Source organism: Mucilaginibacter gynuensis (assembly GCF_039541195.1).
Taxonomy (GTDB): Bacteria; Bacteroidota; Bacteroidia; order Sphingobacteriales; family Sphingobacteriaceae; genus Mucilaginibacter; species Mucilaginibacter gynuensis.
In genome coordinates this window covers 381,093-393,606 of sequence record NZ_BAABFT010000005.1, presented here as the reverse complement: position 1 = coordinate 393,606, position 12,514 = coordinate 381,093, and the positions used below count along the sequence as shown (strand labels likewise).

The window sequence follows — 12,514 nt, the reverse complement described above, 5'->3', positions numbered from 1 at the left end:
CCAATTACAACTCATAAAATCCGGTGACGATTGGTGTTGGCCGCGTAGCTGTAAGGTCGTAACTAAGCTCTTCGCTCCAATGGCCTGTTTTAACCGCGGCATTAAAAGTTGTCTGCAAAAACTGTAATAAAGTGGCCTCCGGATCATCGGCTTTTTGTACTGCATCATAATTGAGTATATATTCGCCCATATTGGTATGGTAAGCTGCCGCGGCCGGTAAAACGGTCTGTGTTCCATAATCAGGTGCGGCGGGATAGCAATACGCGTAAAAAGAGGGATATGGGTGACTTTCGCTTCCTCCCCAAAAGCCGGCACCGGCCACTTCGTGTGAATATGCTTCCTGCATAATGCTTTCGGGCATGTTAGGCATTGTGCCATGGTGTACAGGAGCTTTTCTGCCAGAAAAAAGGCTGACAGCAAGATCAAATTCTCCCCAATATAGATGAACAGGACTGCATTTGCCGTTAAAACCTGCCCTAAACCGGGTTAAAACGGCTTCTATTCTTATCAGCGCTTGCCAGTAATTGTGTATTTGCTGTTTATCATAAATCCGGTCGGCATGGTCTTCAGCAAACGGAACTGCTTCGGCCATTTCATTTGGCTTGGCGTAAATAACCACATGTATGCCCAGTTGTTCTAACAAATTAAAAGTTTGGTTATAAAAATCGGAAACCTTACCGGGTTGTAAATTCATGGTGGCCGAACCACCGTTACTTGATGTAACTGATAAACGATGGTCTATAAAATCGAAATCTATTTGAAAAGCACCGCCTGCATAAGGCATTAACCCGGTCGTTAATCCTCTGGGCGACGTATAGAGGGTCACATTCCAGCCATGATTGATCCATGGAGTGCTAACCAATCTTATTTTACCAACAATTTGGCTCCATAGCTGCACGGTTAATAAGGTGTCTTTTAACTTATTGTAATTAAGATTAGGCCATTGGCCTTTTTGTTTGTGTTTTGTCATAACCGTATAATTTATGAGGCGATAAAGGGTTGCTTCAAGATGTAGTTATCGAAAAATTATACCATATCATAAGTGTTTGAATTGTAAATAGTTGTGTGTTTTTGTAAAGCATTAATCCACTGTATTACGCCCATTGGTTAAACTTTAGCGATATAAAGTGCAAAAGAGCCATGCTTTAAAATAACAGCCGTCGCCCTAATGGCTTTGGACCCCATTGAATCTGTTTGCTGGACCATTATCGCCGTTTTTTTGCGCTATAATTTTGCTGCACAAACTCAAATGGATGGGTTTGCTTAAAACTCAAATACTATGAAAAAGTTAGCATTATCTCTTTTAGTTTTTTGCGCGGCATTTTTAACTGCACACGCCCAGCACAGTACAAAATCTGTAGATGTAACTCAAACACCTCCCGAGGTGATCTTTAAAAAGGTTATCAATACACCAAAACTGAAGAACCAGCAAATTACCATGATCATTGTAACCTTCGCTCCGGGTGAGGTATCAGGTGCACACAGGCATCCTATTCAAACGGTGGCGTATGTTTTAGAAGGTGAGTTGCAATCAACCTTTAACGGCAAAGTTGAGCGCTTTAAAAAAGGCGATGCTTTTTATGAAGACCCGAATGGCCTGCATGCAGAAACCAGGAACCTAAGTGCTACCAAGGAGGCTAAATTACTGGTATATTTTATTGGTGATAAAGGCAAAACATTTATTACAGCGGCACACTAACCTGTATTGATAAGTACTGATGCCGTTGGGAAACCGATGGCATTGGTACAATGAAAATAAGCAAATGAAGATATACGGATTAACAACATGCCGAACCACTCAAAAAGCACTTGCCTGGTTTAAGTTGCACGGTATCAGTAATGATTTTCAAAACTTTAAAAAAACAGGTGTAGCAAAAGAAAAATTACAGGAATGGGATTGGAAGCAAGGGTATGAGGTTTTCTTGAACAAAAAGGGATTGACCTGGAAAAAGCTCGACCCGGAAATTAAGGCGGGTATTAACAATAGCGAAATGGCCTTGGCCTTACTACAGCAGCAACCCGGCATTATAAAAAGACCTGTAATAGAAGATGGTGATTTTCTGTTCTTCGGTTTTGATGAAAAAGTATACGAAGATCATTTCTTGAGCCTAACTTAAAAAAATACAAACTATGAAAAACATAATTGTTATAACCGGCACCAGTACAGGTTTCGGTTCATTAATGGTAAAAACCTTTGCCGCGGAAGGCAATACGGTTATTGCTACCATGCGCGGACTAAACGGTAAAAATGCTGAAGCCGGCAAAAGCCTGGCTAAGTTGGATAATGTAGAAGTGCTGGAGCTTGATGTAGCCGATGATGAATCTGTAAGGATTGCCATTGGTGAAGTATTGAAAAAACATGGCCGCATTGATGTATTGATCAACAATGCCGCCATTCAGGGAAGTGGCCTGCTGGAGGCTTACAGCCTGGAACAGGTGCAAAAGATTTTTAATGTGAATGTATTTGGTGTGCTGCGCCTGTATCGCGAAGTGCTGCCCGCCATGCGATTGGCAAAAAACGGTTTGATCATTAATATCACCAGCAATGCCGGCCGGTTTTCGCCGCCTTTCCAGGTGCCGTATAATGCATCAAAATTCGCGGTTGAAGGCATTTCAGAAGGTGGATATGATGAGCTGTTACAGCAGGGGATAGAAACCGTTATTATTGAACCGGGCGCTTTTTTAACAGAGATATACAGCAAAGAAGGTACCCATGCCGATCGTGCCGGCATTTTGGAGGCTTATGGCGATGCCACAATAAAACAAATGGCTGCCTTTAGCGAAAAACTGGGCGCTGCAATGATGAAGCATCAGCCAAATCCTATCGCTATTGCGGAAGCCGCTTTAAATCTTGTGCGGATGCCAAAAGGAGAGCGGCCATTACGCACCCCTGTAGATCCGATTGCCGATGGTGTTGACCTGGAATATGACCGGGTCACATCTGAAATTAAAGGCAGATGGGTAGCAAAATACTTGTCCTGATCCGGAAAACAACTGACCTCTTACAAGCCGTACGCATAAGTGTACGGCTTTTTGTTTTTAGCGCGGCTCGTAATATAGTGGCCAGGGGCGTACATCCACGCTATTAAGTGGATAGTGAAATATTGAATTGTATTAATGTTCTGTACATCAATTTGTTATATAGTGGCATTGCTATTGTAAAATAGCCGGCAAGAATATAAAATTTAAACAACTGCCCGTGTAACGGGCATTCAAAAACTATCGAATTATGAAAATTGTAGTAATCGGCGGTAGCGGGCTTATCGGAAGCCAGCTTGTAAACAAGCTTCGCCAGCTTGGTCATGATGTTAATGCTGCGTCTCCGGCAACTGGTGTAGATACCATTACCGGTGAAGGGCTTGCTGATGCACTTACAGGTGCCGATGTTGTTGTAGATGTGGCCAATTCGCCATCGTTTGAAGATAAGGCAGTAATGGAGTTTTTTGAAACTGCGGGCCATAACCTTTTAGCGGCAGAAAAAGTTGCAGGCATCGGGCATCACATCGCGTTATCGGTTGTAGGTACCGACCGTTTACAGGAAAGCGGTTATTTCCGTGCCAAGCAAGTGCAGGAAAACCTGATCAAGGCTTCCGGTGTGCCATATACCATTGTGCATTCTACCCAGTTTTTTGAGTTTTTGAGCGGTATTGCCAACGCGGCTACCCAGGGTGAAGAAGTTCATCTTTCTCCGGCGCATATTCAACCAATAGCATCGGCAGATGTGGCAGAAGAAGTTGCCGTGGTTACTTTGGCAGCCCCACTTAATGGTACAGTAGAAATAGCCGGACCGGACAGGATCAGCCTTTCAGACCTGGTGCAACAATACCTTACCAAAAACAATGATCCGCGTAAAGTTGTGGCTGATGAAAATGCCCGCTACTACGGTGCTATCCTGAACGACCAGTTATTGGTACCCGGAAAAGATGCCCGCATTGGCAAGATCGATTTTGAGTACTGGTACGAAAATCAGCCTAAAAAATCTTAACTCTTAACATAATTTAAAGCCGTGTATGCCGCCCGTTTAAAACGAAGATGACGGGTGTCAGCTCTTCCCGGATGATGTAAGGGGCAGGTACTTTCCACCCGTTCGTACCTTTGGACAACCTACGCCGGCACAGTGTCCTTGTGAAAACCGGTCAGCAACAGGAAGAGAACAGCGGGCGGCAACAGCTTTAAACAGATTTACAGCACCATTTAAACTTTATAACGTGAGTAATCTTAAAATTTCAGAAATTATATCTCCGCATGTATCCGGTAATTCGGAGTTTTCGGCAAGAAAAATAAGATCGGGAGAATTCGGCGGTCTTTTAGACCCGGTGATTGGTTTCGATCATTTTCAGTTAACCAATGATGTCTTCGGCGCGCATCCGCATGCCGGAATGTCGGCCATCAGTTACGTATTTGACGATTCGGTTCCTTACCATAGTTTAGACTCTCGCGGTAACGATGTACTGGTTACACCCGGAAGCCTCCTTTGGACATGGGCCGGAAGCGGGGTTGTACATACCGAATACCCGGTTCCTGACGGTGCAAGGGTAAACGGATTACAAATGTTTGTTACCATACCTGCCGATGAGCAGCAGCAAGCGCCTCAAAGTATCTTCATAGATAAAGATGAAATGCCTTTAATAACAACCGAAGGCGTTAAGGTAAAAGTGGTGAGCGGCGTTTCGGGTACAACCGGCAACCCTGTTGTTACACCCAACCCTTTAACTATACTGCATATTTGGCTGGCAGATGGTAAAAGTTTTTCACACCAGCTTCCGGCCGGTTGGAATGGCACCATCTATACAATAGAAGGGCGTAATGATTTAGAAACCTCTGCCGGAAAATTATTGCTGCACAGCGGTTCTGTTATTGCTTTAGGATCATCAAACCTGGCAGAAACAATAAACTTTACGGCCCATGTAGAAACACAACTGATACTGATTAGCGGGGCTCCGTTAAAACAAGCTGTATTTTCATCGGGAGCAATGAGCATGAGTTCGGCCGAAAAACTGGCACAGGCAACTGCCGATTACCGCAGTGGTAAAATGGGTTATGTTGAAATACAGGGTACAACGCGTAAAGTGATCCTGCCGGTTTAAGTTACAGGCTTAACCTAAACCCACAAGCGATATAAGTTTAAAGGAGATGCGGAATCGTTATCTCCTTTTTTATTTCAAAATCTTTAACAATATATCAATTGCCCATTCTATTTTTTCTTCACTAAGCGAAGCAAAACCAAATCGGATACCATTACCATTTGGGTTGCCGGGCTGATGAAACGCCATACCGGTGAGTAAAAGCCCATTTCGTGCCGCGTCATCCCTTATTTTATTAACCGGGTATTGCTCCCTAAAGCGAAGCCATATTGCCATACCCCCGTTTGGTTTTGTAAATTCAACCGCGTGGCTAAGTTTACGGCTAAGCATATCACATGTAAACGCGCACCTTTGGGCATATAGCTTGTTGGCCTTGTTTATATGACGGCTTAGGTCGCCGCTGATGATCATTTTAGCCAGTATGTACTCCATAAAGGTATCTCCCCGCAGGTCTATCAATCTGCGTAAGTGAATCGCTTTCTTAACAATTTCCGGGGCTGCAATGAGGTAGCCTATCCGCATAGAGGGCGCGAGCAGCTTGGTAAAAGAGCCTATATAAATGATATTACCATTATGGGCCGAGCTGGCCAAAGGCAGTATAGGGTTGTTATTGTAATGAAAATCATAATCGTAGTCGTCCTCAATAACGTGAAAGTTAAACTGCCCGATGAGTTGCAGCAGCTTTAACCTGCGTGTGGCAGATAGGGTTACTGTAGTGGGGTGGTGGTGATGGGGTACAATGTAAAGCAGTTTAACAGGTTTGGTAAGCGGTATCTGTGCTAACTCATCCACATCAAGCCCCTCGTTGTCAACCTTTACAGTAATGATATTCGCGCCGGTGCCCGCAAATATCTCATTAGCGAAAATATAATTCGGGTCACTTACCACTACATTATCACCCGGTTTAAGCATAATGGAGGCCGCAATGTATATAGCCATTTGTGCACCACGGGTAATTACCATATCTGCTTTGCCAATGTTAAGCCCACGCGTTTCATTCAAAAAGCTACTGGCAGCCTCCTTCAGTAAATTCAACCCGCCTTCGTCCGGAAGGGACATTAAATGCAGTATTTTTTCAGTGGCTATGGAATCGCGATACAGGTTACTCAAATCTTTAAACGGAGCCAGTGCCGGGTCCGGAAAACCATCATTAACTACAATGTCTGTGTTTGTGATCTGTCTTTTCCAGGGAGTATGAATGTTATCGTAATTGTGTTTGGCAATTGGGCTTCCGGCCGGAAGGAAATTGTTTTTAGGGTGGAAAGATCTTGGTTTGATACCCGGTAATTGAGGTTTAACGCGATAGCCTTTGCGTGGTACAGCTTCAATCCATTCGCGAAGCAATAGTTCATCATACGCGCTGATCACCGTTTTCCGGTTTACGTGCATTAGATCTGCCATTTGCCGGGTTCCCGGAAAATAAACGCCGGGCTGAATAATGCCATCCTGTATAAGGCCTATCAACCGGGTGGAGATTTGCTTATATACGGGTAAAACGTTGGCTCTGTCAACTAATACCAGGCTTTGGTACGGCAGCATGTTTTATATCTTGTATTTGTTGCAATTATCCGGCTTAGTCATTTTTTTGTTGTTGCTGGTGAAGGCGTGCCACATACAGGTACCGGGCGCCTTGGTTGCGCGCCAATAGTTTTTGTATCTATAAACGTAATTTTTATATAGTATACTGCCGGCATAGCTGCAAAGGCAAGTGGTATTGCTACTGCAAAAAGCCATATTCCCGTTTTTTCAACCAGGGGAGTGTATTTACGATGTGTCCAGCCTAATGTGCGGAATGCGCTTTGAAAACCGTGCAACAGGTGATAGGCCACGGCAATCATAGAAACGAGGTAAAGCAATACATACCACAAATGGCTGAAGCTGTAGGTTACAATAGCGAAGAGGTCCTTTACTCTTACAATCTCGGTGTTTTGTTCTGATGTTACGGCATAAGTAAAATCAGCATTGGCGGGGTAATAGGGGAGAGACGTTATTTTACCGGTAAGCTGATCTGTTCTGTACTCGCGGTATACCACTGCCGTATATTTATAACGATACCAAAAGTTGGCCATGTGGATTACAAGAAATAACAAGAGCATGCTGCCCAGCAACCCCATATTTACCGAGGCCCATTTTACGGGTGACCGCGAAACCACGGAATACCTTACGGGCCGTGCTTTACGGTTTGCAATGGTAAGTATAAGGGCATATACCGCATGCACTAATATAGAGATGTATAAAAGATAGCCCACCACTTCCACAGGCGGAAAGTGTGTCATAAAATGGGCGAAAACGTTAAAACTATATCCTTCATCCTTAACAAACAAAGTCATGTTGCCGGCCAGGTGAACTATTAAAAAGGTGCACATGAATAAGCCGGTGAGCGCCATTATCAGTTTTTTGCCAAGGGAGGAGCGAAGTGTTTTTGTGAAGTTGTTCATCGGTGATCTTTTAGTATTGAATAAGTGTTAAGGTTTATCTGCTCTGTTTTCCCTGTTTTCAGAGCGAAATATCATCCGAAGAGCCTGGTCGTGCGTGAGGTAAGCTATTGTCCAGTTGTAGAAAGTTTTTATGATGTTATTGTAGTTTACAAGTGATATGAGGTGTATAAACAGCCAGCTTAAAAGACCAGGAATTCCACCAAGGTGGAATTTGTGTTTAAAAAGATCAGCAACCGCAATTTTTCTTCCGATGATGGCCATATCGCCGCGGTCAAAATAAATAAATGGCTTCATGAGTTTGCCTTCGGCTTCAAGAATGAGGTTTTTGGATAGCCTTTTACCTTGTTGTATGGCAGGCTGTGCCAATTGCGGGTAGCCGGCAGGGTAGGCAGGATCATTAAACTGGATACTGATATCCCCAATAGCGTATATATTGTTATACCCATGTACCCGGTTATAAGCATCGGTTAGCATACGCCTGCCTTTTCCTATACTTGATTCCGCTATTCCTTCAAAAGTATTAGCGATAACTCCGGCAGCCCAAATCAATGTTGCCGCTTCAATAATGCGGCCGTCAGATAAATGCACCCTGTTATTCTCAAACAGGTTTACATGTGTATTTAATGTTATTTGTACCCCTTCATCATTAAGCGCTTTATAGGCTGCCTTGTGAGATTTATCGCTCATTGGAGCCAGCAGGAAAGGGGAGCCATATATAATATGGATCTCCGCAGGAGATTGCCGGAGTTGAGGATAGTCTTTACCAAGAATGTACTTCTTCATTTCTGCCAGCATTCCGGCTACTTCAACGCCGGTGGGGCCGCCTCCGGCAATTACTATGGTGAGCAATTGCTGGCGTTTTACCGGGTCTGTTTCTATCGCGGCCTTCTCTACCGTTTTTATCAGCTCATTACGCATGTACAGCGCATCATCAATGCCTTTTAAAGAATAAGCGTTAGCACGCACGCTTTCATTACCAAAAAAGTTTGTTTTTGAGCCGGCAGCAAATACAAGTATGTCATAAGAGAGTTCTCCGCCATCACTCAAATATATTGTGTTAGATTCGGCGTCTACACGTACCAGCGAGGCCATTCTGAAAGCTACTCCCTTATTTTTTAAATATTTACGGAAAGGGTAACTAATACTGGCCGGTTCCAGAAAACTGGTTGCTACCTGGTAAAGTAATGGGGTAAAATAATTGTAATTGTTTTTATCGATAAGGGTAACATCATAATGCCTGTTATTAAACAGGCGTGTAACGAAGTTTAACCCTGCAAAGCCTCCACCTATAACTATTATATGCTTTTTCTTATTACCATTAGCCATATCCATTATTGAATTTATTTGGGATGGCTTGCCTGTATCATGGTTCGGCAGAAAGCGGAAGAACATAAACAAACAAAGCCGCCTGTTTTAAACAAGCGGCATGCCGAATTGTAAATGTTTGATTATTAGTGCTTAATAGCTGCGGCGCTTTTTATGATACACTGTATGTAGTAAAAACACGGCCGCTACACGAAATAGAGTGTATTTAAAAACGAGGGGCAATTGGGTATCAATTAAGAATAGGCAGTTGTTTGGTAGATATTGCCAAGCGATTCCAACTGTTAATGGTTACTATGGTTACCATTACCTCGGCCAGGCCAACTTCACCCAGCAATGCTGCTGCCCGGGCATAAGTATCTTCATTTACACCATTATATATGTAGGTCATCTCTTCGGCAAGCGCCAATATTGATTTCTCTGTTTCTGTAAATACATCACCCTGTCGCCATGCACTTACAGCGTAAATTTGCAAGTCGGTTAAACCAAATTCTTTTGCCTGTTTTACATGTAATTCAAAGCAAAGCGAGCATTCGTTGATCTGCGAAACACGCAGGCCTATAAGCACTTTTTGTACGGGGTGCATGGCGGTTTGTTGAATATAGGTATGTAAGCCGGTAAACGCTTTGTATGCCTTCGGTTGAATTTGTTTTAAGTTGATTCTGTTGCTCATGGTAGGTTGTTTAAATACGGAAAGGCAATTTAAAATGAGGCCCTTTCCGTATGGTTTATATATTTTTTAGTGGTTGATACAGTTAATTCAGGGCAAGTAATTGCGGCCCGAACTCTTCAAAGTAGATATTTTGCTTGCTGATTCCGGCCGAAAGCAGGTCCTGATAATGTTTTTCAATAAACTTAGACGGGCCGCAAATAAAATAATGTGCATCCGGGTTAAGGTTAACATCCTGTAATTTGCTGATATCAAGGTAACCTTCATTAATGCCATTAGCCCTGTGCTCATCGGTTAGCCGGTCGTAAAATACATGCTGCGTAACCAGGGGATATTCTGCGGTGATTTGTTCCAGCTGATCTTTAAACGCATGTACCTCTTCACTGCGGCACCCGTGTAGCCAGGTAACCGGGTGAGGGTGTTTCCTGTCGATAAGGTTATGCAGCATACTCATAAGCGGCGTAAGCCCAACACCACCGCTGATAAGTGTAACAGGAGCATCAATTTCGCCTGCAAGTATAAAATTGCCTGCCGGGGCGGTAATATCTACCATATCACCAATATTTAAAAAATTATGCAGGTAATTACTGATCATACCGTCGGTATCAGGCTTTGCGCCGGTTTCTTTTTTTACTGATATGCGGTAATAATCTTCATTAGGGGCACTTGAAATACTGTATTGCCTGGCTTGTTTTAAATTAAGTTCGGGCAAAAATGTGCGCAGGCTTATAAACTGACCGGGCAGGTGAGCAGTTACATGGCCACCATCGGCAGGGTATAAATAAAAGGAGGTAATTTCGGTTGATTCTTTTTCTTTGCGAGCAATTTTGAAGGGACGCCATCCGGTCCAGCCGTTTTTACGGATAGTTTGTTGTTCGTATAGTGTGGCTTCATGTCCGCTCATTAAAGCGGCGAGTTGGTTGTAAGCAGCTGTCCATGCATCTAAAATTTCGGGTGTGGCAGCTTCGCCTAAAACCTCTTGTATAGACGCAATCAGGTGTTTGCCAACAATGAGATAATGTTCCGGGCGAATATCAAGGCTGATATGTTTATGACCTATGCGGTCAACCACAGGTAATAGTACCGATGGATCTGCTATATGTTCTGCATACGCCAATACCGCCATGGCCAGGGCCGTTTGTTGTTTACCGCTTTGCTGGTTACCCATATTAAACATGTTTTTCAATTCGGGGTGATGTGTAAACATGCGGTTATAAAAATACCTGGTAAGCAATACACCGTTCTCTTTCAATACCGGAACGGTTGCGGTGATAAATGATTTTTGATCTGTTGTCATGATAAATATATTAATACCTTTTTATCTTTTATTAAACTATTACTATGCCTTGTTTTTGCTTGACGAAACAAACCTATGGATAAAAATAATAAAAGACAAAAATATCTTTTACTATTTTTATATCTTTGTTTAATAAGAGTATGGCAATATTTTCAAAAACGTGTGAGTACGCTATCAGGGCAGTGTTTTTCATCGCCAAAACCTCTACTTCGGGCAATAGGGCAGGGATTAAGGAGATAGCCGCCGGAATAGATTCCCCGGAGTTTTTTTTGGCAAAAATACTACAGGACCTAAGCAGAAAAGGACTGATCAGCTCTGTAAAGGGGCCTAACGGTGGTTTTTATATCGGATCGGAAGAATTATCAAGGCCAATAAGTGATATTGTTACAGCGGTAGATGGAGATAGTTTATTTCGGGGCTGTGCCCTGGGCCTCAAACAATGTTCGGAAGTGAAACCTTGCCCCCTTCATAACGAATTTAAAGACATACGTAACCGTATACATAGCATGCTTAAAAATACTACAATAGGGGAGTTTAACTCGGAGCTTATGGAAGGGCTGCTTTCATTGAAAAAATAAACCGGCTTTCTTTTTTGAGAAACCCGGTTTTTGGAAACTATTCTTTTGGGCAAGTACTTGTTAAGTTAAAAATGCCATGAATTTATGAAAGACGGTTTGTATCTGTTTTGCCACTAATCAAGTAATCGAGGCTTTTTTTACCAGGACCGGAAATAATCAGCGAAATGGCAATGCCTATTATCAGTAAATGGTATTCATAACCTTCTCCTTTTTGGTTTCCGAGCCAGTTCATAAAAAAACCAAATGAAAAATGAGCTTTAAATATCATCCCTAAAACGAGTAGGATGAAGGCTAATGCAAATACCCGCGTAAACAGACCGGTAAGTATAAAAAGGGTTCCTATCGATAATAAAAAGATATTAAGAAACCCAACAATAGCAGGTAGCCCTATTGAACCAAAAAATTGCATAGATGCACTGTAACCACCGCCGCCAAACAAGCCAAAGAGTAATTGAGCGCCATGTGGCCAAAGTACAACAGCCAAGGTGATGCGGAGGATTAACGGAATAGTATCCGCATTTAATTGGGTAGGTGAGTGTGATAGTAATTTCATTATCTTTTTTGTTTGAAATTTGTTGATCAGTGAGTTGTAATAACATTGAGGCGCGCCTAAACAACCCTTTACTACGATGTGCCTCATTCACTATTTTATAAATATGATTTTATCCGAACTGACCAACCCTGTAGCTCCCCGGTAGCGTTGGGAAAGCGATATTGAAGCGGTTCCAGGTGTTGATAGTTGTAATAGCCAGCGTTAGGTCAATAAGTTCGGCTTCGGTAAATAAGGCGCTTGCCTCGTTATACACACTATCGGGCACATTGCATGTTGTAATTGCTTCTGCCCAGGTAAGGGCTGCCCGTTCCCTGTCAGAATAATAGGGGGTTTCTCTCCAAGCGCTAAGGCCATATAAACGCTGTTCTGATTCGCCCTCGTGGCGCGCTTCTTTTGCATGCATATCAAGGCAATATGCGCAACCATTTATTTGTGAAACCCGGAAATATACCAGGGAAAGCAAACGCTCTTCAACCGGCGATTCTTTAAGGTAAGTTCCGATACTGAAGAGAGTTTTCAGGGCTTTTTGTCCTTTTGCGTGAACATTTATTCTTTGTTCCATTATTAATAA

At 42.9% G+C, this 12,514-nt stretch carries 14 protein-coding genes; 6 read left to right on the top strand and 8 right to left on the bottom strand.

The window, feature by feature from the left end; translation table 11 throughout:
• Positions 1–4 precede the first annotated feature (4 nt).
• A complete protein-coding gene (locus tag ABD894_RS12545; protein WP_345211385.1) occupies positions 5–970 on the bottom strand; it encodes a DUF5996 family protein in 966 nt (321 codons plus the stop codon).
• Between the two features lie 309 nt (positions 971–1,279).
• Here ABD894_RS12545 and ABD894_RS12540 point away from each other — a divergent pair, with 309 nt between their 5' ends.
• From ABD894_RS12540 to ABD894_RS12520, 5 genes are all read left to right on the top strand, one after another.
• The gene (locus ABD894_RS12540) at positions 1,280–1,699 is read left to right on the top strand and encodes a cupin domain-containing protein (protein ID WP_345211384.1); all 420 of its coding nucleotides are present in this window, start codon (positions 1,280–1,282) and stop codon (positions 1,697–1,699) included.
• A 64-nt stretch (positions 1,700–1,763) separates the two neighbouring features.
• Positions 1,764–2,117, top strand: a complete 354-nt coding sequence (locus ABD894_RS12535; protein ID WP_345211383.1) for an ArsC/Spx/MgsR family protein — start codon at positions 1,764–1,766, stop codon at positions 2,115–2,117.
• Between the two features lie 13 nt (positions 2,118–2,130).
• Positions 2,131–2,982: an SDR family oxidoreductase gene (locus ABD894_RS12530; protein ID WP_345211382.1), complete on the top strand. Its 852-nt coding sequence runs from the start codon at positions 2,131–2,133 to the stop codon at positions 2,980–2,982.
• Between the two features lie 247 nt (positions 2,983–3,229).
• Positions 3,230–3,985 carry an SDR family oxidoreductase gene (locus ABD894_RS12525; RefSeq protein WP_345211381.1) on the top strand — a complete coding sequence of 252 codons (756 nt, stop codon included), beginning with the start codon at positions 3,230–3,232 and terminating at the stop codon, positions 3,983–3,985.
• 223 nt (positions 3,986–4,208) lie between these two features.
• Entirely contained in the window at positions 4,209–5,087 is an 879-nt protein-coding gene (locus ABD894_RS12520; protein WP_345211380.1) for a pirin family protein, read from the top strand.
• Between the two features lie 69 nt (positions 5,088–5,156).
• Here the strand turns inward: ABD894_RS12520 and ABD894_RS12515 are convergent, their stop codons facing one another.
• From ABD894_RS12515 to hmpA, 5 genes are all read right to left on the bottom strand, one after another.
• Positions 5,157–6,623 (bottom strand): aminotransferase-like domain-containing protein, encoded by a 1,467-nt coding sequence (locus ABD894_RS12515; RefSeq protein WP_345211379.1) that lies wholly within the window; start codon positions 6,621–6,623, stop codon positions 5,157–5,159.
• Between the two features lie 38 nt (positions 6,624–6,661).
• Positions 6,662–7,522 (bottom strand): succinate dehydrogenase cytochrome b subunit, encoded by an 861-nt coding sequence (locus ABD894_RS12510; RefSeq protein ID WP_345211378.1) that lies wholly within the window; start codon positions 7,520–7,522, stop codon positions 6,662–6,664.
• Positions 7,523–7,549: 27 nt separating this feature from the next.
• Entirely contained in the window at positions 7,550–8,854 is a 1,305-nt protein-coding gene (locus ABD894_RS12505; protein ID WP_345211377.1) for an NAD(P)/FAD-dependent oxidoreductase, read from the bottom strand.
• A 223-nt stretch (positions 8,855–9,077) separates the two neighbouring features.
• On the bottom strand, positions 9,078–9,518 hold the full coding sequence (locus ABD894_RS12500; RefSeq protein ID WP_345211376.1) for a carboxymuconolactone decarboxylase family protein: 441 nt from the start codon (positions 9,516–9,518) through the stop codon (positions 9,078–9,080).
• A gap of 82 nt (positions 9,519–9,600) precedes the next feature.
• Complete coding sequence (gene hmpA / locus ABD894_RS12495; RefSeq protein ID WP_345211375.1) at positions 9,601–10,812, bottom strand: NO-inducible flavohemoprotein; 1,212 nt, start codon at positions 10,810–10,812, stop codon at positions 9,601–9,603.
• Positions 10,813–10,952: 140 nt separating this feature from the next.
• Here hmpA and ABD894_RS12490 point away from each other — a divergent pair, with 140 nt between their 5' ends.
• Entirely contained in the window at positions 10,953–11,390 is a 438-nt protein-coding gene (locus ABD894_RS12490; RefSeq protein WP_345211374.1) for an RrF2 family transcriptional regulator, read from the top strand.
• 82 nt (positions 11,391–11,472) lie between these two features.
• Here the strand turns inward: ABD894_RS12490 and ABD894_RS12485 are convergent, their stop codons facing one another.
• Both ABD894_RS12485 and ABD894_RS12480 read right to left on the bottom strand, forming a co-directional pair.
• Positions 11,473–11,943 carry a DoxX family protein gene (locus ABD894_RS12485; RefSeq protein ID WP_345211373.1) on the bottom strand — a complete coding sequence of 157 codons (471 nt, stop codon included), beginning with the start codon at positions 11,941–11,943 and terminating at the stop codon, positions 11,473–11,475.
• Between the two features lie 109 nt (positions 11,944–12,052).
• Entirely contained in the window at positions 12,053–12,505 is a 453-nt protein-coding gene (locus ABD894_RS12480) for a carboxymuconolactone decarboxylase family protein (RefSeq protein WP_345211372.1), read from the bottom strand.
• Positions 12,506–12,514: the final 9 nt, after the last annotated feature.